We start from the raw sequence: 20,747 nt of genomic DNA on the forward strand, positions 1-20,747 counted from the left end.
GGAGCTCCGTCCATGCGCCGCCGAGCCAGCCTCGTCCTGCTCGCCTTCGCGGTCTTCTTCGCCGCGATGGCCCCCACGCTTCGCTGGTACGTCTTCCCCCGCGTGGCGAAGATCCCGCCGAACCAGTACCAGGAGATCGTCCTGGAGGCGAAGCCCGCGACCCTCGTCGACTACTCGACCCTCACGGCCAAGAAGGTCGAGAAACTCACCATCATCCAGACCCTCAAGGGCAACGTGGAGGAATCGAAGCGGATCGAACGCTCCGCCGGCCGCGACGTCGTCGTCTGGGACGCCCTCACCTACATCACCGGCCCCGACGGCACGATGGTCTCCCAGATCCCCGAGCGCTACGTCTTCGACGCCCACACCCAGGACCCGGTCAACGCCACCGGCGCCACGGTCGACGGCGACGCCGTCCGGCGGGAGGGCATCGAGTTCAAGTGGCCCTTCCTCACCGAGAAGCGGGACTACCAGTACTTCGACGCCCGCTCCCGCACCACCTCCCCCATCCACTACAAGGGCACCCGCACCTTCCGCGGCATGGAGGTCTACTACTTCGAGCAGACCATCCCCTGGACCAAGGTCCCCATGCCGAAGACGATGCCCGTCAAGGGCATCACCCCCGAGATGATCAGCCAGTCGGGCATGTCCATCTGGTACACGACCAAGCGGATGTTCTGGGTCGACCCCGTCACCGGCGCCCCGGTCAACGGCGAGGAGATCCACGAGGAGGAGCTCCGCAACGACAAGACCGACTGGAAGGTCACCGCGTTCTCCGGCCACGTGAAGATGCGGGAGGACTACATCCGCGACACCGTCGAGCTGGTCGACTCCAACCGGACCGTCATCCTGCTCGTCACCTCCTATCTGCCCTGGACCTTCCTCACCCTCTCCCTCCTTCTGCTCGCCCTCTCCCTCTGGCTGGAGGCGCGCAGCCGGCGCCCCGCCCCGGACGGCCCCGCTACCGCTCCCTCCTGAGCCGCGCGCTGGTGTGCCGGGTCGGCTCCGCCCCGGCCGGGTCCTCCGGCCACGGATGCTTCGGATAGCGCCCGCGCAGCTCCGCCCGCACCGCCCGGTAGCCGTCGCGCCAGAACGAGGCCAGGTCGGCGGTGACGGCCGCCGGCCGTCCCGCGGGGGAGAGGAGATGGACCACGACCGGCGTCCCGGCCGCCACCCTCGGTGTCTCGGCGAGACCGAACATCTCCTGCAACTTCACCGCGAGGACCGGCTGTTCGCCGCCGTAGTCCACCCGTATCCGCGACCCGCTGGGCACCTCGATCCGCTCGGGCGCCAGCTCGTCGAGCCGCCCCGCCTCGCCCGTCGCCCACGGCAGCAGCCGCGTGAGCCCCTGCCCGGCGTCGATCCGGCCGAGGTCGGCCCGCCGCCGGGCCCGGGACAGCTCGGGCTCCAGCCACTCGTCCGCGCGGTCAAGGAGCGCCTCCTCCGAGACCTCCGGCCACGGATCACCCAGCACCCGGCGGAGAAAGCCGAGCCGCTGTCTCAGCTCCTGCGCCTCACGGCTCCACCGCAACAGCCCGAGCCCCTCCCGCCCCAGCCCGTCCAGGAGCGCCGCCCGCACGAGCACCGGGTCGGCCGTCTCCCTGAGCGGGCGAGCGGCCAGCTCGACGGCGCCCAGCCGGGACACCGACCGGGCGACCACGTCTCCGTCCTCCCAATGCACCTCCTCGCCGGAAGCGAGCAGATGCCCGGCGGCCGCCCGGGCCACGTCCTCGTCCACCACGGCCGCGAGCCGCACCCGGGCGCTGGCGCTCCGCGCGGTCCGGTCCGCCACGGCGACGGCCAGCCACGGCGCCCGCCCGAGCCCCGAGCCCTCGGCGAGCTCGGCACCCGTCCCCGACACCATCAGGAACCCGCTCCCCTCCCGCGCCCGCGCCACCCGCTCCGGAAACGCGTACGCCGTCACAAGCCCGGCCGCCACGTCCTCCCCGCCCCCGGCCAGAGCACCGCCCCCGGCCGGGCTTCCGGCACCCCGCTCGTCGGCACCCCCGCCCCCGGGGCCCTCCTCGCCCGCGGCCCGTTCGAGGCGCCGCGCCTCCGCCTTCCAGCGCGCCCCGTACCCGTCGGCGCCCCGCCGCGCGGCGCGCCAGGCGGCCGCCAGGTCGTCCCCGTACTCCCGGGGCGGCTCCTCGCTCAGCAGGGCGACCACCTCGGCCGCCCGTCGCGCCCCGACCTCGGGCGCGCCGTCCAGGAGAGCCCGGGCCAGCCGGGGGTGCACCCCGAGCCGGGACATCCGCACGCCCCGCTCCGTGGCCCGGCCGTCCTCGTCGACCGCGCCGATCGCCGTCAGGACGGAACGGGCCGCCGTCAGCGCCCCGGCCGGCGGTGCGTCCAGGAGGGCGAGGCCCTCCGCCGACGGGTCGCCCCAGCACGACGCCCGCAGGGCGAACGAGGCAAGGTCGGCGATCTGGATCTCGGGGGAGGGGAAGCGGGCCCGGCGCCCGTCGTCCGCCTCCGCCCAGCAGCGGTAGACGGCACCGAAGGCCTCCCGACCGGAGCGGCCCGAGCGCTGGGTCGCGCTCGCGATCGACACCGGCACCGTCGCCAGGGAGCCGAGGCCCCGGGCGTGGTCCGTCCGCGGCTCCCTGGCAAGCCCCGAGTCCACGACGATCCGCACCCCCGGGACCGTCAGGCTCGACTCCGCCACGGAGGTCGCGAGGATCACCCGGCGCCGCCCGCCGGGCTCCGCCCCCTTCAGGACCGCGTCCTGCACCGCCGCCGGGGCCCGCCCGTGCAGCTGGAGCACCTCGGCGTCCAGGTCGGCCAGCATCCCCGCCGTCCGCGCGATCTCACCCGTACCGGGCAGGAAGCAGAGGACGTCGCCCGTGTGCCACTCGCAGGCCAGCCGGACCGTCGCCGCGACATGGCGCAGGAGGGCGGGATCCACCCAGGTGCCGTGGGAGGGCCTGATCCCGGCCGGCGGGGCGGCGAAGTGCACGTGATACCCGTGCCCCTCGCCCTTCCCCCACACGATGGGCGCGGGACCGCTGTCGTCGAGGACCGTGAGGAGCCGCGCCCAGGCCTCGGCGTCGCTCGTCGCCGACGCGGCGATCAGCTTCAGCTCCGGCCGCAGCGTCGCCCGGACGTCCACCAGGAACGCCATCGCCGTGTCCGCGTCGAGATGACGCTCGTGGCACTCGTCGAGCAGCACCACGTCCACCCCCGCCAGCTCCGGATCACGTTGCAGGCGCTGGAGGAGGATGCCCGTCGTCACGACCTCGACGCGGGTCGCGGGACCGGCCCGGCGTTCGCCGCGCACCGAGAAGCCGACGGCCTCGCCGACCTCCTGGCCCAGCAGCCAGGCCATCCGCCGGGCGGCCGCCCGCACCGCCATCCGGCGCGGCTCGGCCACCAGCACCCGCCGCCGGGGTCCGTCCCCTATGAGTCCCGCGAGCGCGAGCGGCACCAGCGTGGTCTTGCCGGTGCCGGGAGGCGCGTACAGCACCGCCGTGCCGCGCTCCTCGAGCGCGGTCAGCAGCTCGGGGACGGCATCGCGGACGGGGAGACGGTCGAGTGCGTCGTTTCGGATCACGCACTCAGTTTCGTACGTCACCGCCGACGACGGGCCCGGCTGTCCACAGGCCCCGTCCGCTCATATGACTATTCGGGTCGCCGTGGTGGCTATCCGGGTCGCCGTGGCTGGTCGTCCGGGCTATCCGTCCCGCTCGCACACGAAGATCGCCGTGCCCGGGATCAGGTTCCCCCGCAGCGGGGACCAGCCGCCCCACTCCTGGCTGTTCCACGCCGGCCACTCCGGCTCGACGAGATCGATCAGCCGGAAGCCGCCGGCCACCACGTCCCGTACCCGGTCGCCGATCGTCCGGTGGTGCTCGACATAGACCGCGTGGCCCTCCTCGTCCTGCTCTACATAAGGAGTGCGGTCGAAATAGGAGGCGGCGATCGACAGGCCCTCGGGGCCTGGCTCGTCGGGGAAGGCCCAGCGGATCGGGTGCGTCACCGAGAACACCCACCGGCCGCCCGGCCGCAGCACCCGGCGCACCTCGCGGAACACCTTCACCGGGTCCGCCACGAACGGCACCGCGCCGTACGCCGAACACGCCAGGTCGAAGGAGTCGTCGCGGAACGGCAGCGCGCCCGCGTCCGCCTCGACCAGCGGCACGTCCCCGCCGATCCGCAGCGCGTGCTGGAGCTGGCGGTGCGAGAGGTCGAGGGCCACCGGTCGCGCGCCCCGGGCGGCCAGCCAGCGTGAACACTGCGCCGCCCCCGCCCCGATCTCCAGGACGTCGAGCCCCTTCAGCCCCTCCGCCGGCCCGAGCAGGCCCGCCTCGGCCTCGTCGAGCCCCTCCGGTCCCCAGACGAACCGGTCGTCCCCGAGGAAGGCCCCGTGCTCGCTCTGGTACTCGTCGGCGTTCCGGTCCCACCAGCCCCGGCTCGCCCGGCTGCTCTCGGAGTCCCCTGCCGCGCGGCGGGTCGCCTCCGCCTCGTCGGCCCCGTCCGCCCCGGTGGCCTCTTCGGCGCTGCCCACGGGGTCGACTTCGTGTCCGTACTCTTGGTTCATCTCGCCCGTCGTTGTAGTTTGCGCACAGCCCCGCCGTGCGGCCCCCTGGGCCACGATGGCCTGGGGAGAATCGAATTGTGCCGGGTATGCGGCGATCCGCCCCGCCTGCGCGCTTCGCGCATTGACCCGTCCCGGCTGCCCCCGTATGCTAAAGGTTGCGCTGCGGGCCTGCGCGCCTCAGACGGAGCAGGCCGCGCTCGCACGGTTGTATGTCCCCTCGGTTCGCGAGGCGCCTCCCTTCATCGGGAATGGTGCTTCATAGGCTGTCCGGCTTCTTCGGTGCGATACGGGCTCTCGGCGTAGCAGTACCTACGACTTTCTGTCCGTAACCGGAGCCCTTTCCCACATGACGAGCAGCACCGAGACCACCGCCACCACCCCGCAGGTTGCGGTCAACGACATCGGTAACGAGGAAGCCTTCCTCGCCGCGATCGACGAGACGATCAAGTACTTCAACGACGGCGACATCGTCGACGGCGTCATCGTGAAGGTCGACCGGGACGAGGTCCTGCTCGACATCGGTTACAAGACCGAAGGTGTCATCCCGAGCCGCGAGCTCTCGATCAAGCACGACGTCGACCCGAACGAGGTCGTCAAGGTCGGCGACGAGATCGAGGCCCTGGTTCTCCAGAAGGAGGACAAGGAAGGCCGCCTGATCCTCTCGAAGAAGCGTGCCCAGTACGAGCGCGCCTGGGGCACCATCGAGAAGATCAAGGAAGAGGACGGCATCGTCACCGGTACCGTCATCGAGGTCGTCAAGGGTGGTCTCATCCTCGACATCGGCCTCCGCGGCTTCCTCCCGGCCTCCCTGGTCGAGATGCGTCGCGTCCGCGACCTCCAGCCCTACGTGGGCAAGGAGCTCGAGGCGAAGATCATCGAGCTGGACAAGAACCGCAACAACGTGGTCCTGTCCCGCCGTGCCTGGCTGGAGCAGACCCAGTCCGAGGTTCGCCAGACCTTCCTCACGACCCTCCAGAAGGGTCAGGTCCGCTCCGGCGTCGTCTCCTCGATCGTCAACTTCGGTGCCTTCGTGGACCTGGGTGGCGTCGACGGTCTCGTGCACGTCTCCGAGCTGTCCTGGAAGCACATCGACCACCCGTCCGAGGTTGTCGAGGTCGGCCAGGAAGTCACCGTCGAGGTTCTCGACGTGGACATGGACCGCGAGCGTGTCTCCCTGTCGCTGAAGGCGACGCAGGAGGACCCGTGGCAGCAGTTCGCCCGCACGCACCAGATCGGTCAGGTCGTCCCGGGCAAGGTCACCAAGCTGGTTCCGTTCGGTGCGTTCGTCCGCGTGGACGAGGGCATCGAGGGTCTGGTCCACATCTCCGAGCTGGCCGAGCGCCACGTGGAGATCCCGGAGCAGGTCGTCCAGGTCAACGACGAGATCTTCGTCAAGGTCATCGACATCGACCTCGAGCGTCGCCGGATCTCGCTGTCCCTGAAGCAGGCCAACGAGTCCTTCGGTGCCGACCCGGCGTCGGTCGAGTTCGACCCGACCCTGTACGGCATGGCCGCGTCCTACGACGACCAGGGCAACTACATCTACCCCGAGGGCTTCGACCCCGAGACCAACGACTGGCTCGAGGGCTACGAGACCCAGCGCGAGGCCTGGGAGACCCAGTACGCCGAGGCGCAGCAGCGCTTCGAGCAGCACCAGGCTCAGGTCATCAAGTCCCGCGAGGCCGACGAGGCCGCCGCTGCCGAGGGTGGCGCCGCCGCTCCGGCCGGTGCCCCGGCGGGCGTCTCCGGTGGTTCGTACTCCTCGGAGTCGGACGACAACTCCGGCGCCCTGGCGTCGGACGAGGCCCTGGCTGCCCTGCGCGAGAAGCTGGCCGGCGGCCAGAGCTGAATCAGCTCCGGTACTGCTAGGCACTAGCTAGCCAACGACGAGGCCCGCTCCCCTTCGGGGGGAGCGGGCCTCCGTCGTTTCCGGGGCGCCCCCGTGATCGCGCCGGGGGCGCGTGCGCGTGCTCGCGCGCTGACACTCCGCTCACGAAAACCGGGACTCGGGGAATGCTCGTGGGCCGGGGAGCGTTCTTTCCTAGGAACGCGAGGAGGAGCGGTAATCGTGCTTGATCCCCAGGATTTGTACGAATGGGACCAGAAGGGCCTGGCCGTGGTGGACGTGGCCCTGGCGCAGGAGTCGGCCGGGTTGGTCATGCTCTACCACTTCGACGGCTACATCGACGCGGGAGAGGCCGGCGAGCAGATCGTCGACCGACTGCTCGACACGCTGCCCCACCAAGTGGTGGCCCGCTTCGACCACGACCGGCTCGTGGACTACCGAGCCCGTCGGCCGCTGCTCACCTTCCGGCGCGACCGCTGGACGGCGTACGAAACGCCCGCCATCGAGGTCCGCCTCGTCCAGGACGCCACCGGCGCGCCCTTCCTGCTGCTCTCCGGCCCCGAGCCGGACGTCGAGTGGGAGCGCTTCGCCGTCGCCGTCCGCCAGATCGTCGAACGGCTCGGCGTACGGCTCTCGGTCAACTTCCACGGCATCCCCATGGGCGTCCCGCACACCCGCCCCGTCGGCCTCACCCCGCACGGCAACCGCACGGACCTCATGCCCGGCCACAAGAGCCCCTTCGACGAGGCACAGGTGCCCGGCAGCGCCGAATCGCTCATCGAGTTCCGGCTCACCGAGTCCGGCCACGACACCCTCGGCGTCGCGGCGCACGTCCCGCACTACGTCGCCCGGTCCTCGTACCCCGACGCCGCGCTGACCGCGCTGGAAGCCATCACCGGCGCCACCGGTCTCGTCCTGCCCGGGGTCGCCCACACGCTGCGCACCGAGGCCCGGCGCACCCAGACCGAGATCGAGCGCCAGATCGGCGAGGGCGACGACGAGCTGACGGCCCTGGTCCAGGGCCTTGAGCACCAGTACGACGCGGTCGCCGGCGCCGAGACCCGGGGCAGCCTGGTCGCGGAGCCCGTCGATCTGCCGTCGGCGGACGAACTGGGCCGCGAGTTCGAGCGCTTCCTCGCCGAGCGGGAGGGCGACGCGTAGCGGCCGGAGCGGGGGTCATAGGCTGCCGCTCATGCTGAAGGTGGGCCTGACCGGCGGTATCGGCGCCGGCAAGAGTGCAGTGTCGCGGCTCCTCGTCTCGTACGGGGCCGTGCTGATCGACGCCGACAAGATCGCGCGCGAGGTCGTCGAGCCCGGGACCCCCGGGCTCGCGGCCGTCGTGGCGGCGTTCGGGCCGGAGATCCTGACCGAGCAGGGCACGCTCGACCGCCCGAAGCTCGGCTCCATCGTCTTCGCCGACACCGACCGCCTGGCCACCCTGAACGGGATCGTCCACCCCCTCGTCGGCGCCCGCTCGGCCGAGCTGGAGAGCGCGGCCGGGCCGGACGACGTCGTCGTCCACGACGTCCCCCTCCTCACCGAGAACGCCCTCGCGCCCCTCTACGACCTGGTCGTGGTCGTGGACGCGTCCGCCGAGACCCAGCTCGACCGGCTGGTACGGCTGCGGGGCATGGCCGAGCCCGAGGCGCGCGCCAGGATGGCCGCCCAGGCCACGCGCGAGCAGCGCCGGGCGATCGCCGACCTCCTCATCGACAACGACGGGCCGCTGGAGGCGCTGGAACCCCAGGTGCGCGCGGTCTGGGAGCAGCTGACCCGGCGGGCGGCCGAAGGGAAGGCGTAGCCCGGTTCAAAGCGGGGGCGTCCGCGCCGATCGGCCGCGCCTCCGGCTGGGTAGGGATCGCGCAGGCGTGGAATAGCCCCGCAGCACCCGATGTTGAACCGCCGGAGCAAAGGGAAGGATGCCACCGTGGCCGAGAGGAACCCCGAGACCCACGTCATCGACTTCCGCGCAGCCGAGCACCTGCTGGCCGCGCGGGACCCCCGCGGTGCCGTGAAACTGCTCGACTCGGTGATCGCCGCCCACCCCGAGAACACCGCGGCGCGGCTGCTGCGCGCCCGCGCCTTCTTCGCCGCCGCGCAACTGCGGCCCGCGGAGCTGGAGTTCGAGCTGGTCCTGGAGCGCGAGCCGGACAACGCGTTCGCGCACTTCGCCCTGGCCCGCACGTTCCAGCGCTCGGGTCGGCCCGATCAGGCCACCCGGCACTTCCGGCTCGCGGCCGCGCTCGACCCCAAGCCCGAGTACCTCCGGGCGGCCCGCTTCGACGCGGACAGCTGACGGCTCGGCGCTCTCAGGGGGATCGGCTCGGCGGCGAGGGTTCGTCGGCCGACTCTCAGCGGCGGCCCGTGCCGCCGTGGTCGGGTTCGTACGGGGGGATGTCGCGTCCGGGCTGCCAGTGCGGCCCCTGATGCAGGTGGTGCAGCACCATCGACATGTCGACAGCGGCCACCAGGAACAGCACGCCGCAGGCCGCCGCCCACCCCGGCCTGCCGATCAGGGCGAACACCGTCGTGCCGAAGGCGGCCCAGAGCAGACCCCACAGACTCAGCCAGAACCGCAACCGCAGCGCACTGCGTGCGGTCGCCGGCTCACTGCCCGTACGCATGGCGGTCGCATCTCCTACAGAGGGTCTACCCCCGGCGCGCGTGGGCGAACATCACTCGAACGAGGGGTGTGCGGCCTCCGGAGCGCCGGGAGGGAACGGCTCTCCGAGCCCTTTCGTTCTCCCGGGCATGAGCGTACGGATGCGTGAGGGACACCAAGGGACAGGGCCCGGAGCCATCACCCCGGACGGCTGCGCCGTCGACGTGTATCTGCGTCTGGGGGTCGGGATCGAGCCCGATGTGATCGAGTCGGCCGTGCCGCCGGGCGCCTCGCTGCTCGAACTGGGTTGTGGAGCGGGGCGGGTGACGGAGCCTCTGGTCGAGCGCGGCTTCGCCGTGACGGCGGTGGACGAGTCGGAGGAGATGCTCGAAGCGGTACGGGAGCGCGTGCCGGGCGCCGAGACGGTGTGCGGCCCGATCGAATCGCTGGACCTGGCACGGCGGTTCGACGTGGTGATGCTCGCCTCGTACCTGGTGCACACGGCCGAGCACAGCGAGCGCCAGGCGTTCCTCGAGACCTGCAGGGACCATGTGCGGGACGACGGCTGCGTTCTGATCCAGCGTGAGGGCGAGGACTGGCACCGGAACGTGCCGCGCGAACGCCAGGACCCGAGCGGTTGCACGGTACGGATCCTCTCCGCGGACCCGGTCGGCGACGGCGTCAACTCGGTCGTCGCCGAGTACGTCTTCCCGGACCTGCGCTGGACCCAGACCTTCCGTTCGCGCCCCCTGAGCAAGGCGGAATTCGAACGGTGTCTGGGCGAGGCCGGGCTCGCCGTGGACGCCTATCTGACGGACGACGGCACCTGGGTCAGAGCCCGCCCCACGCCCCGCTGAGCAGGCCCGCACGCAGGGGCGCGGCTAGTGGACGAAGCTGTAGCTGCGCCACGGGAGGCTGTCCGGCGCGATCCTGTTGCTCGTGTTGGTGGGGATGTAGATGTAGTCGCCCTGGCAGGTGCCGTTCCGGTACGCCTTGACGTCGATGAGCGTGCCGTTCTCGATCGCCGTCACGCCGGACGGCGCCAGGAGGCGGTGGCAGCCCTTCACCGACGGGCTCGTCACGGAGATCACGACCTCGCGCTCGGTCTCGTAGGTGACGGGGCCCACCGCGGTGCGGCCGAGGCCGGAACAGCCCGCGACGGCGAGCGTCAGGAGCGCGGTCCCGGCAGCGGTGCCGAGACGCCGGTGTACGGACATGGCGGGTCCTCGTCTGTCGGGCGAAGGCGGCAGAAGCCCTGTTCCCGTCACCCTGCCGCCTGCCGCCCGGGCTGTCATCCGGGGCTGGGCCGCCCGGGCGAAGCGGCGCGAGGGCCCGTTGTCAGACCCCACCCGTAAGGTCGGAGATCCAGTCGGAATCCGTCGAGGAACGGGAGGTGAGCGGGACCGTGGCCCAGCACAGCGCACAGACCTGCGCCGCCGTCTTCCTCCCGGCCGCGCTGCCCCGGGAGGGGCGGGTCGCCTTCTGGTCCCCGGACGGCGGTCCGCTGCCCGTCGTCGCGGGTGCGGAGCCGACCGAGCTCACCGTCGTACGGCGATACGGCGCCGGAGTCCGCAGCCGTACGGTCCCCGCCGTCACCCTCGGCGTCGCCGAGGCCCTCCCCGAGCTGGTCGCCGCCCGCCACTGGCCGGGCGCGCACCCCGCGGCGGCCTGCTGGGGCGCCGCCGCCCTGCACGCCCTGCACCTCGCCGCCAGGGGCAGGCTGCTGCCGGGGCTCACCGCCGACGACCTCGACGCCTGGCGGGCGGGGCCGCTGGACGCCGACGACATCGCGCATCTGAGGGCCGTCGCCGCCGCCATGCCCCACGAAGCCCACGCGGTGCCCGTGCCCGGCCGCACCCCGCTCCAGCTGCCCGAGCCGGAGGCGTTGGTGCGGGCCTTCCTCGACGCGGTCGCCGACACCCTGCCCCGTACGCCCGCCGCCGCCCACGCCGCCGGGGCGCCGTTCGCCGCGCGCGCCGCCCAGCACCTGCCCCGCGCGCGTGCCTGGGCGGCCGAGGCCGCCGCCGGCATGGACGCAGGGGTCCGGGTCTCGCTCCGGCTCGACCTCTCCGGGTACGAGCTCTTCGACGTCGCCGAGGACGGCGGTGACGAGCGGCAGGCCGCCGCGGCCCTGCTCCAGGTCCACAGCCTGGCCGACCCCACCCTCGTCATCGACGCCGCTGCCCTCTGGGCGGGCGACGGCGACGAGCTCTTCGGGCCCCGTGCCCGGATCGACGCCGTCCTCGCACTGCGCCGCGCGGCCCGCGTCTGGCCACCGCTCGGCCGGCTCCTGGAGCGCGACGTCCCCGATGTCCTCGCCGTCACCGAGGACGAGCTGTACGAGCTGCTCGGCCCCGCCGCCGCCCGCCTCGCCGACGCCGGGGTGGCCGTCCACTGGCCCCGCGAACTGGCCCGCTCGCTCAGCGCCTCCGCCGTCGTCCGCCCGCCCCTGGCCGCCCCGGGCTCCGCCACCGACGGCACGGCGTTCTTCGACAGCGAGGAACTGCTCCGCTTCAACTGGCAGTTGGCGCTCGACGGCGACCCGCTCACCGAGCGCGAGATGGACGCGCTCGCCGAGTCCCACCGGCCCATCGTGCGGCTGCGCGACCAGTGGGTGGTCGTCGACCCCGACCTGGTCCGCAAGGCCCGCAAGCGCGAACTCGGCCTGCTGGAGCCCGTCGACGCCCTCGCGGTCGCCCTCAGCGGCACCGCCGAGGTGGACGGCGAGACCGTCCGCGCCGTGCCCGTCGGCGCCCTCGCGACGCTCCGGGACCGGCTCGTCGCCGGACCCGAGGAGATCGAGGCGCCCGCCGGGCTCGACGCCACCCTGCGCGACTACCAACTGCGCGGCCTGGCCTGGCTCGATCTCATGACCTCGCTCGGACTCGGCGGCTGCCTCGCCGACGACATGGGGCTCGGCAAGACCGTCACCCTCATCGCCCTCCACCTGCGCCGGGCCCGCCGCGCCCCCACCCTCGTCGTCTGCCCCGCCTCCCTGCTGGGCAACTGGCAGCGGGAGATCGAGCGCTTCGCCCCCGGAGTCCCCGTGCGCCGCTTCCACGGCGCCGACCGCTCCCTCGACGGAGTCACCCCGGACTCCGGCCCTGCGGGCTTCGTCCTCACCACCTACGGCACGCTCCGCACCAGCGCCCCCCAGCTGGCCGAACAGGAGTGGGGGATGGTCGTCGCCGACGAGGCCCAGCACGTCAAGAACCCCTTCTCCGCCACGGCCAAGGCGCTGCGGACCATCCCCACGGCCGCCCGCGTCGCCCTCACCGGCACGCCCGTGGAGAACAACCTCTCCGAGCTGTGGGCCCTGCTCGACTGGACCACCCCCGGCCTCCTCGGCCCCCTCAAGGCCTTCCGCTCCCGCCACGCGCGCGCCGTCGAGAACAACGAGGAGATCGAGCACCAGGAGGCCGTCGACCGCCTCGCCCGCATGGTCAGGCCCTTCCTGCTGCGCCGCCGCAAGTCCGACCCCGGCATCGTCCCCGAGCTGCCGCCGAAGACCGAGTCCGACCACCCCGTGGCCCTCACCCGCGAGCAGGTCTCGCTCTACGAGGCGGTGGTCCGCGAGACCATGGCGCAGATCGAGGGCGCCGAGGGCATCGCCCGCCGCGGGCTCGTCATGAAGCTGCTCACCTCGCTCAAGCAGATCTGCAACCACCCCGCGCAGTACCTCAAGGAGCAGACGGCCAAGGGCGGCGGCACGGCCAGGCTCGCCGGCCGCTCCGGCAAACTCGCCCTGCTCGACGAGCTCCTGGACACGATCCTGGCCGAGGGCGGCTCCGTGCTCGTCTTCACCCAGTACGTCACCATGGCCCGGCTGCTCGCCGACCACCTGGCCGCCCGGGCGATCCCGGCCCAACTGCTCCACGGCGGAACGCCCGTGGCCGAGCGCGAGCGCATGGTCGACCGCTTCCAATCCGGTGACGTGCCCGTCTTCCTGCTGTCGCTGAAGGCGGCGGGCACCGGCCTCAACCTCACCCGGGCCGGGCACGTCGTCCACTTCGACCGCTGGTGGAACCCGGCCGTCGAGGAGCAGGCCACCGACCGCGCCTACCGGATCGGCCAGACCCAGCCGGTGCAGGTCCACCGCCTGATCGCCGAAGGCACGGTGGAGGACACCATCGCCGAGATGCTCCGCGCCAAGCGCGCCCTGGCCGACGCCGTCCTCGGCTCCGGAGAGGCCGCCCTGACCGAGCTGACCGACCGCGAGCTGGCCGACCTCGTGTCCCTGAGGAGGCCGTCATGAACCGCCGCTCCAGCTCCTCGCCGCGCGCCGGCGTCGCCCGCCGCCCCGGAACCGGAACCGGAACCGGGTCCGGGTCCGGGGCCGGAAGGTTCGGGGGCCCGCGCCACGACGACCTGCGCCGTACGTTCCCCGCCCTCGCGCCGCGCGAGGCACCCGACGGCCGGTTCGCCGCCACCTGGTGGGGCAACGCCTGGGTGGAGGCCCTGGAGGACACCGCCCTCGACCCGGCACGGCTGGCCCGGGGCAAGGCGTACGCGGGGCGCGGCCACGTCGACGCGATCACGGTCACCCCCGGCCGGGTCGTCGCGTACGTCCACGGCTCCCGCCCCCGCCCGTACCGCACCGAGATCCGGCTGCGGACCCTCGGCGACGACGGCTGGGAGCGGTTCCTGGACGAGGTCGCCGCCCGCCCCGACCACATCGCCGCCCTGCTCGACAAGGACGTCCCGCACGCCCTGGAGGCCGTCACCGGTCTGCTGCCCGCGCCCGGCGACCTCGTCCCCGACTGCTCCTGCCCGGACGACGGTTTCCCCTGCAAGCACGCCGCCGCCCTCTGCTACCAGTCGGCCCGGCTCCTCGACGAGGACCCCTTCGTCCTCTTCCTGATGCGGGGGCGCGGCGAGCAGGAGATCCTGGCCGCCCTCACCCACCGCAACGCGGCCCGCTCGGCCGCCGAGAAGAGCGCGACCGCGCCGCCCATGGCGACCGTCCCGGCCCGCACCGCCCTCGCCCCGCTGACGGGCCACGCCCTGCCCCCGCTGCCGCCGCCGCTCCCTCTGCCCGCCCAGCCGGGCCGCCCGCCCGTCTACCCGCCGGACCCGCACGCCCCCGACCCCCTCGCCCTCGACCTGCTCGCGACGGAGGCCGCCGCCCGCGCCCACGCCTTCCTCGCCACCGGCCACGACCCCGTCGCCGAACTCACCCCCTGGCAGGACGCCGTCCGGCTGGCCGCCGCCCACCCCGGCTCCGGGCTCACCGCCTCCACCCGCGCGCTCTACCGCGACCTGGCGCACGCCCTCGACCGCACCCCCACCGACCTGGCCCGCGCCGTCGCGGCCTGGCGGCAGGGCGGAATCGCCGGACTCAGCGTCCTCGAAGAGCCCTGGGACCCGCCCGCCGGCCCCTTCGACCGGGCCCGACCCGCCCTGCTCGCCGCCGACTTCCCGGCGTTCCGCCCCTGGCGCAACCACCTGTCGACCCGGTCGCTCCAACTCCGCTTCGGCCGCGACGGACTCTGGTACGGCTACGAGTCGGACGCCGACCGCGAGGACTGGTGGCCGCGCGGCACCCCCGACGCCGACCCGGTCGGAGCCCTCACCGACCTGCTGGGCCGCTGACCACGGTCGCACCCTCCGGGCTGCGTGCCGCTTGTCGTTCGAACGGCAGCGTTTACCCCGTCCGTTCGAGGTCATTCCCACTCGATGGAGTGAAACCCGCCAACGGCCTGATCCGGCCTCGCCAGGGTCGCGTTAATTGCGGTACGGGCGAATGCCCGTGAACACCTCCAGAAGGCAGGAAGCCATGAGGCAGATTCGCCGAAGTGGTCTGGCCACATTGATGGTCACGGGTGGCGCACTCGCGCTCTCGGCGGGAGCCGCGCACGCCGACTCCGGCGCACAGGGCGCCGCGGTCGGTTCGCCGGGCGTCGGCTCCGGCAACACGATCCAGCTGCCGGTGCACGTCCCGGTCAACGTCTGCGGGAACACCGTCAACGTCGTCGGACTGCTCAACCCGGCCGCGGGCAACCGCTGCGCCAACACGAGCCCGTCCGACGGGTACGGCTCGGACGCCGACGGCGGCGGCCGCCACCACAAGGACCAGCCCGGCACCCCGCGCAGCGGCGGCCACCCCGGAGGCGGCCACCCCGGAGGCGGTTCCCACCAGGGCGGCTCGTCCAACGGCGGTGGCGCCACCGCCGAGGGGATCGCGGCGGGCTCGCCCGGCGTGCTCTCCGGCAACGGCATCCAGCTGCCGATCGACCTCCCCGTCAACGTGAGCGGCAACTCCGTCAACGTTGTCGGCATCGGCAACCCGGCCATCGGCAACACCGCCGTCAACGGCCCCGGCGAGCCCGAGGCGCCCGTCGAGGAGCCGAAGCCGCCGGTGGACGAGCCGAAGCCGCTGCCTTCCCCGGTCGACGACGAGGCCGAGGTCCCGGCCCCCGCGCCCGGCCCGCAGGGCGACTCCGTCGAGCTCGCCAGCACCGGCTCGGACCTGGTCGGCTACGCCGCCCCGGCCGCCGCGGCGATGCTGCTCGGCGGCGCGCTCCTCTACCGCCGCTCGCGCGCCCAGGTCTGAGACCTCCCGCGCGGTACCTCCCGGCTCACACGGGTCGCCAGGCCCGGAGCACCGCCTCGATGGTGGGTGCGACGTTCGTCCGGGCCTGGTGACGGGGAACCCCGCGCATGAGCAGCGTGTCGTACTCGGTGTCGACATGCCGTACGGCGGCCCGCACCGCGGCCGTGACCGCACCCCGGTCGAGCGCCCGCCCCGCCGCCGTACGCCCCACCCGGCCACTGCCCTTGCGGGAGGCGTGAGCCGCGATCTCCGCCGCCCGGTCCAGCGGACAGCGCGGGAAGAGCCGCAGGATCTCCGCCTCGAGGGCGGCCGTGACCTCCGCGTCCCGCTCCGCACGGCGGGCCGCGTCCCGTGCCCGCCGCCGCGACCGCGCCTCCGTGTCCGCGAGACAGGACGCCTCGGCCCGGGCGAGCGCCGCCTCCTCGACGAGGAGGCCCTGACGTTCGTACCGGGTACGGCGCCGGTTGTGCCGTACGACGACCGCCCACAGCGCGCTGCCCTCCCGGGCCCGCCGGGTGAGGGCGGTGTTCCCGCGCCGCAGGAACACCAGATGGCCCAGGTCGGCGCAGTCCAGGCAGACCGGAGCGTTGAACTCCACGATCATCCGCTGCAGCGGCCCCTGCGCGCACTCCGAGCAGCGGCGGCGTTTGAGCGGTTCGACGACGACGGGTGCGACCAGGTCCACGGCGGCCTCCTCGGTCTCGGTCTCGGCTTCAGCCTCAGCGAACTCCGGGCGCGGCCGCCGCGATGAACCGGTCGAGCGCCTCCTTCGCCTCCCGGGAGCGCCGCGCGCGGTCCTCCTCGTCGTGCGCCTCGTGCATGCAGTTGGTCATCTCGAAGGCGGACTCGGCGAGTTCGCGGGTGGCGGGGTCGTCACAGACCAGCTGCACGCGGAAGAGCGCCTGACGGGTGGCGGTGCGCTGACGGTACGAGGCGTAGCGCGACTCCTCCGCCCGCTCCGACTCGGGGTCCTGGGCGGCCCGGAACCAGCGGTCGTTCTGGCTGCGCCGGTAGTCGACGACCTCGCCCGCGAACGCGCTGTACGCCGAGATCCGCTCCTGGCGCAGCTGTTCGTCCCGGGCCAGCGAGGCCGTGCGCTCGTCCGCGCGACTCTGGAACCAGTGGGTGGCGATCACACCCAGCAGGGTGCCCACCACGGCGATCAGGGCCGTATCCATGGCTCCGGTTGCTCCTCGTCGATATTCGTTCGATTCCACGCCCCGTCACCCTCTAGGGTCTGTCGCGTGGCAACGAAACTCAATCAGATCATCGCAGTGGAGAAGGGCGTCAAGTCCAGGGCGCAGCAGGACCTGACGGCGGCACACCACGGGCTGCAGAAGCCCGCGTTGCTCGCCGGCATCTCCCGTACCTACCAGCCGAAGGACGAGGAGGGCGAGCAGCTTCCGCCCGAGTCCACGCTGGTGCAGGTGAAGGCCGAGGACGTGCTGCGCGACACCGCGCGGGCGCTGACGCGGCTCTTCGATGTGACCGCCACCAAGGACTGGGCCAACTGCGAGGCGCGCGCCGACGTCACCGTCGACGGACGTGTGCTGGTGAGCCAGGTGCCCGTCGCGTACCTCCTGTTCCTGGAGAAGCAGCTGACGGACATCCACACCTTCGTCCGCAAGCTGCCCGTCCTCGACGCGGCCGAGTCGTGGACGCAGGACCCGTCGACCGATGCGTGGAAGACCGAGGTCGTCCGCACGGTGCGGACGAAGAAGGTGCCGCGCAACCACGTCAAGGCGGAGGCGACCGACAAGCACCCGGCGCAGGTCGAGGTGTACTTCGAGGACGTGCCGGTCGGTTACTGGACCACGGTGAAGTTCTCCGGCGCCCTGCCGGCCCGGCGCGTGAACGAGCTCCTGGAGCGGGTGGAGAAGCTCCAGCAGGCGGTGAAGTTCGCCCGTGAGGAGGCGAACGGCGCCGAGGTCACCGACCAGCGGGTCGGGGACGCCGTCTTCGGCTACCTCTTCGGGTAGCGGGACAACCCATGAACTCCCCGGCCACAGAACACGGTCGGGGTGCGCGAGGAGCGCAAAGCTGAAGCTGAGCCTTGTCGTGAATGCGCGGCCCTTCTGAGAAGGGTCGCGTTCAAACTCAGACTATTGCTCCAGATTCAGTATGCGTCGCTCATCGCCGGATCGACCGGGCCCGGGCCCTGGTGCGTCGAAATGCCAGTTCGAATCTGGTCGGCCGAGCTCGATCGGCCGTGGTCCAACGGCAGGACGCGACGCAATGACGACTGACCCGGGTTCTCAAGTGTGCCGGCGTGTGATGTGAGCGGCATCGAACAGGGTCCGGGGGCCGGCTACGCCCTCGGACCCGCTCCGTTTTTCCCCCCGAATCTCCGCCTGATTCGCCCCGACTTCCCTTCTACTGCCGGTAGCCGCTCAGGAAGCGGCCGATGCGGCTGATCGCCGCGTCGAGATCGTCGGCGTACGGCAGGGTCAGGATGCGGAAGTGATCCGGGCGGGGCCAGTTGAAGCCGGTGCCCTGTACGACCTGGATCTTCTCGCGCAGCAGCAGGTCGAGGACGAACTTCTCGTCGTCGTGGATCCTGTGCACCTTCGGGTCGAGGCGCGGGAAGGCGTAGAGCGCGCCCTTCGGCTTCACGCAGGAGACGCCGGGGATCTCGTTGAGCTTCTCCCACGCCTTGTCGCGCTGCTCGTGGAGCCTGCCGCCCGGGGCGGTGAGCTCGTGGATCGACTGCCGGCCGCCGAGCGCGGCCTGGATGGCGTACTGGGCGGGGGCGTTCGGGCACAGCCGCATGGAGGCCAGCATGGTCAGGCCCTCCAGATAGCTCTTGGCGTGCTGCTGCGGTCCGCTGACGACCAGCCAGCCGGAACGGAAGCCGGCGACCCGGTAGGTCTTGGAGAGTCCGCCGAAGGTGAGGACGACGAGATCGGGGGCGAGGGAGGCGGCCGGGTAGTGCACGGCCTCGTCGTAGACGATCTGGTCGTAGATCTCGTCGGCGAAGACCATCAGTCCGTGGCGGCGGGCGAGGTCGAGGATGCCTTCGACGATCTCGCGCGGATACACCGCGCCTGTGGGGTTGTTGGGGTTGATGATCACGACGGCGCGGGTGCGGTCGGTGATCTTCGCGGCCATGTCGTCCAGGTCCGGGTACCAGTCGGCCGACTCGTCGCAGAGGTAGTGCACCGCCTTGCCGCCCGCGAGGGTGGTCACCGCCGTCCACAGGGGGAAGTCGGGGGCGGGGATCAGCACCTCGTCGCCGTCCTCCAGGAGCGCCTGGACGGCCATGGAGACCAGCTCGGAGACGCCGTTGCCGAGGAACACGTCGTCGACGTCGACCTCCGGCAGGCCCATCGCCTGGTAGCGCTGGGCGACCGCGCGCCGGGCGGAGAGGATGCCGCGGGAGTCCGTGTAGCCGTGGGCCTTCGGGAGCATCCGGATCATGTCCTGGACGATCTCCTCGGGCGCCTCGAACCCGAAGAGCGCGGGGTTGCCGGTGTTGAGGCGCAGGACGCTGTGGCCCGCCTCCTCCAGGGCGTTGGCGTGCTCGATGACCGGGCCCCGGATCTCGTAGCAGACCTCGCTCAGCTTGCTCGACTGCCGGAACTCCATGCGACGACCTCCCCAGACGTAATGGTGCTGCTTGGTTTTACCAAGTTCGAGCTTGGAAAGTCCAACAACTTGTCTAGACTGCGTCGCATGCCACGTCGTCGAAGCTATGACCAGTACTGCGCCGCCGCCCGTGCCCTCGACGTCGTGGGCGACCGCTGGACACTGCTGATCGTCCGTGAACTCCTCGCCGGGCCGCGCCGCTACACGGACCTGCACGCCGACCTCCCCGGAGTCAGTACGGACATGCTGGCCGGCCGCCTCAAGGACATGGAGGGCGCCGAACTCGTCACCCGCCGCCGCCTGCCCGCGCCCGTCTCCGCGTACGTGTACGAGCTCACGGCGCGCGGCCGCGAACTGCTCCCCGTCCTGCGGGCCCTGGCGCAGTGGGGCGCACCCGCCCTGGAGGAGCCCCGCCCGACCGACGCCGTACGCGCCCACTGGTTCGCCGTCCCGCTGATCGGCGCCCTGGAGGGCGTGGTGGAGGGGGTCGTCCAAGTGACCCTGGACGAGGGCACGTTCCATGTACGGGTCGGGGGCGACGGGCCGCCCGCGTACGGAGACGGACCGCCGGCCGATCCCGCCGACCTGGTGCTGCGGACGGACTCCGCGACCTGCCGGGCCCTGGCGGGCGGGGAGGCGACGCTTGCCCGGGCAGTACGGGACGGCCGGATCGAGGTGACCGGAGACGGCGTTCTCGCCGGTGAACTGCGGGATCTACTCCTGCCGGCGGCAATCGACTGATCGTCAATCCTCGTCCGGCTCATCACCCTTACGAGTAACGTAGGGCTGTTTGCGGCCATGAAGCGAGAGCCGCGCGGGGAAGCGGGAGGGGCTGCTCCATGGGGATCGACGTCCGCACCGACCGGGGGACACAGGCCGGTGAGGCCCTGGTGGTCGAGCGGGCGGGCATGCGCGAGGCCCGCTCCACGCTCGCGAAGGGAACCTCCGCCGGGACGCTCCGGATCAAGCCGCCCAAGGGCCGGACGGACGTCGTCTTCCGGACCGTCACCCTTGCCCCGGGCGACTCCACCGGCTGGCACCACCACCCCGGCCAGATCATCGCCGTCGTCCAGTCGGGCACGCTGACCCGCGTCCTGCACGACTGCTCCGTCGAGACCCTGTCCGCGGGCGAGGCGTTCGTCGAACCCGCGGGCCGCCGGAACCGGCACATCGGACACAACTTCGGCACCGAGCCCGTCGTGCTCTACATGACCTGCCTGCTGCCCCAGGGCGCACCGCTCGCGATCGAGGCGGAAGCACCGGACTGCGCGCTGCGCTAGGAGTGTGCCGCCAGGGCGGCGGCCAGCCGGTCCCGGGCCGCGGTCTGCGCCGCGATCCGGGCCTCCAGGACGGCCAGCCGCTCGCGGGCGATGTCGAGCCCGCGGGCGGACGGCGGCGCGGCCGGCATGTCGCCGTCGAGGCAGGCGCTGAACGCGGCCACGTCCTCCAAGGTCAGCCCCGCGTCCAGGAGATAGCGGATATTGGACACCCGAGCCACCACGGTCGTGTCGTAGATCCGGTATCCGTTCGCCGCACGGACCGACGTGATCAACCCGGCCTGCTCGTAGTGGCGGAGCGCCCGGGCCGTCGCCCCCGTCCTCCGGGCCAGTTCACCGATGCGCAA

At 72.5% G+C, this 20,747-nt stretch carries 20 protein-coding genes; 12 read left to right on the top strand and 8 right to left on the bottom strand.

The genetic code is table 11. The annotated features are described in order from the left end of the window. Positions 1–12: 12 nt before the first annotated feature. Positions 13–978: a DUF3068 domain-containing protein gene (locus tag AB0F56_RS26755; RefSeq protein ID WP_362013992.1), complete on the top strand. Its 966-nt coding sequence runs from the start codon at positions 13–15 to the stop codon at positions 976–978. On the opposite strand, the gene hrpB is transcribed toward AB0F56_RS26755, so the two are convergent. Both hrpB and AB0F56_RS26765 read right to left on the bottom strand, forming a co-directional pair. Continuing rightward, the gene (hrpB, locus tag AB0F56_RS26760) at positions 962–3,550 is read right to left on the bottom strand and encodes an ATP-dependent helicase HrpB (protein ID WP_362013994.1); all 2,589 of its coding nucleotides are present in this window, start codon (positions 3,548–3,550) and stop codon (positions 962–964) included. The two genes, AB0F56_RS26755 and hrpB, sit on opposite strands and share 17 nt — an antisense overlap. A 120-nt stretch (positions 3,551–3,670) precedes the next feature. Further along, positions 3,671–4,537: a class I SAM-dependent methyltransferase gene (locus AB0F56_RS26765; RefSeq protein WP_362013995.1), complete on the bottom strand. Its 867-nt coding sequence runs from the start codon at positions 4,535–4,537 to the stop codon at positions 3,671–3,673. A gap of 346 nt (positions 4,538–4,883) precedes the next feature. Here AB0F56_RS26765 and rpsA point away from each other — a divergent pair, with 346 nt between their 5' ends. The 4 genes from rpsA (at position 4,884) to AB0F56_RS26785 (ending at position 8,679) form a co-directional block, all read left to right on the top strand. Next, positions 4,884–6,386 carry a 30S ribosomal protein S1 gene (rpsA, locus tag AB0F56_RS26770; protein WP_019885395.1) on the top strand — a complete coding sequence of 501 codons (1,503 nt, stop codon included), beginning with the start codon at positions 4,884–4,886 and terminating at the stop codon, positions 6,384–6,386. A gap of 219 nt (positions 6,387–6,605) precedes the next feature. Next, positions 6,606–7,544 carry a PAC2 family protein gene (locus AB0F56_RS26775; RefSeq protein ID WP_362013997.1) on the top strand — a complete coding sequence of 313 codons (939 nt, stop codon included), beginning with the start codon at positions 6,606–6,608 and terminating at the stop codon, positions 7,542–7,544. Between the two features lie 31 nt (positions 7,545–7,575). Beyond that, on the top strand, positions 7,576–8,184 hold the full coding sequence (coaE, locus tag AB0F56_RS26780) for a dephospho-CoA kinase (protein ID WP_362013999.1): 609 nt from the start codon (positions 7,576–7,578) through the stop codon (positions 8,182–8,184). 126 nt (positions 8,185–8,310) lie between these two features. After that, positions 8,311–8,679, top strand: a complete 369-nt coding sequence (locus tag AB0F56_RS26785) for a tetratricopeptide repeat protein (protein ID WP_362014001.1) — start codon at positions 8,311–8,313, stop codon at positions 8,677–8,679. Positions 8,680–8,734: 55 nt separating this feature from the next. Here AB0F56_RS26785 and AB0F56_RS26790 read toward each other — a convergent pair whose 3' ends face one another. Next, entirely contained in the window at positions 8,735–9,007 is a 273-nt protein-coding gene (locus AB0F56_RS26790) for a DUF6343 family protein (RefSeq protein WP_362014002.1), read from the bottom strand. Positions 9,008–9,134: 127 nt separating this feature from the next. Between AB0F56_RS26790 and AB0F56_RS26795 the strand changes: the two genes are divergently transcribed. Next, positions 9,135–9,842 carry a class I SAM-dependent methyltransferase gene (locus AB0F56_RS26795; protein ID WP_362014004.1) on the top strand — a complete coding sequence of 236 codons (708 nt, stop codon included), beginning with the start codon at positions 9,135–9,137 and terminating at the stop codon, positions 9,840–9,842. 24 nt (positions 9,843–9,866) lie between these two features. Here AB0F56_RS26795 and AB0F56_RS26800 read toward each other — a convergent pair whose 3' ends face one another. Further along, positions 9,867–10,202: a hypothetical protein gene (locus AB0F56_RS26800; RefSeq protein ID WP_362014005.1), complete on the bottom strand. Its 336-nt coding sequence runs from the start codon at positions 10,200–10,202 to the stop codon at positions 9,867–9,869. A 176-nt stretch (positions 10,203–10,378) separates the two neighbouring features. On the opposite strand from AB0F56_RS26800, the gene AB0F56_RS26805 reads away from it, so the two are divergent. The 3 genes from AB0F56_RS26805 (at position 10,379) to AB0F56_RS26815 (ending at position 15,538) form a co-directional block, all read left to right on the top strand. Next, a complete protein-coding gene (locus AB0F56_RS26805; protein ID WP_362014007.1) occupies positions 10,379–13,240 on the top strand; it encodes a DEAD/DEAH box helicase in 2,862 nt (953 codons plus the stop codon). Beyond that, positions 13,237–14,577 (top strand): SWIM zinc finger family protein, encoded by a 1,341-nt coding sequence (locus AB0F56_RS26810; RefSeq protein WP_362014009.1) that lies wholly within the window; start codon positions 13,237–13,239, stop codon positions 14,575–14,577. Before AB0F56_RS26805 ends, AB0F56_RS26810 begins: the two co-directional genes overlap by 4 nt. 184 nt (positions 14,578–14,761) lie before the next feature. After that, the gene (locus tag AB0F56_RS26815) at positions 14,762–15,538 is read left to right on the top strand and encodes a chaplin (RefSeq protein ID WP_362014011.1); all 777 of its coding nucleotides are present in this window, start codon (positions 14,762–14,764) and stop codon (positions 15,536–15,538) included. A 25-nt stretch (positions 15,539–15,563) separates the two neighbouring features. On the opposite strand, the gene AB0F56_RS26820 is transcribed toward AB0F56_RS26815, so the two are convergent. Both AB0F56_RS26820 and AB0F56_RS26825 read right to left on the bottom strand, forming a co-directional pair. Then, positions 15,564–16,223: a DUF2293 domain-containing protein gene (locus tag AB0F56_RS26820; protein ID WP_362014013.1), complete on the bottom strand. Its 660-nt coding sequence runs from the start codon at positions 16,221–16,223 to the stop codon at positions 15,564–15,566. 34 nt (positions 16,224–16,257) lie between these two features. Next, positions 16,258–16,716 (bottom strand): hypothetical protein, encoded by a 459-nt coding sequence (locus AB0F56_RS26825; RefSeq protein ID WP_362014015.1) that lies wholly within the window; start codon positions 16,714–16,716, stop codon positions 16,258–16,260. A 66-nt stretch (positions 16,717–16,782) separates the two neighbouring features. On the opposite strand from AB0F56_RS26825, the gene AB0F56_RS26830 reads away from it, so the two are divergent. Beyond that, positions 16,783–17,517 carry a hypothetical protein gene (locus tag AB0F56_RS26830; RefSeq protein WP_362014017.1) on the top strand — a complete coding sequence of 245 codons (735 nt, stop codon included), beginning with the start codon at positions 16,783–16,785 and terminating at the stop codon, positions 17,515–17,517. A gap of 394 nt (positions 17,518–17,911) precedes the next feature. Here the strand turns inward: AB0F56_RS26830 and AB0F56_RS26835 are convergent, their stop codons facing one another. Continuing rightward, a complete protein-coding gene (locus AB0F56_RS26835) occupies positions 17,912–19,123 on the bottom strand; it encodes a pyridoxal phosphate-dependent aminotransferase (protein ID WP_352186317.1) in 1,212 nt (403 codons plus the stop codon). Between the two features lie 87 nt (positions 19,124–19,210). On the opposite strand from AB0F56_RS26835, the gene AB0F56_RS26840 reads away from it, so the two are divergent. Further along, the gene (locus tag AB0F56_RS26840) at positions 19,211–19,864 is read left to right on the top strand and encodes a winged helix-turn-helix transcriptional regulator (RefSeq protein ID WP_362014019.1); all 654 of its coding nucleotides are present in this window, start codon (positions 19,211–19,213) and stop codon (positions 19,862–19,864) included. 167 nt (positions 19,865–20,031) lie between these two features. After that, positions 20,032–20,403 (top strand): cupin domain-containing protein, encoded by a 372-nt coding sequence (locus AB0F56_RS26845; RefSeq protein WP_362014157.1) that lies wholly within the window; start codon positions 20,032–20,034, stop codon positions 20,401–20,403. On the opposite strand, the gene AB0F56_RS26850 is transcribed toward AB0F56_RS26845, so the two are convergent. Continuing rightward, positions 20,400–20,747: a MerR family transcriptional regulator gene (locus tag AB0F56_RS26850; protein WP_362014021.1), complete on the bottom strand. Its 348-nt coding sequence runs from the start codon at positions 20,745–20,747 to the stop codon at positions 20,400–20,402. The two genes, AB0F56_RS26845 and AB0F56_RS26850, sit on opposite strands and share 4 nt — an antisense overlap.

It is taken from the genome of Streptomyces sp. NPDC026092, assembly GCF_040638605.1.
Taxonomy (GTDB): domain Bacteria; phylum Actinomycetota; class Actinomycetes; order Streptomycetales; family Streptomycetaceae; genus Streptomyces.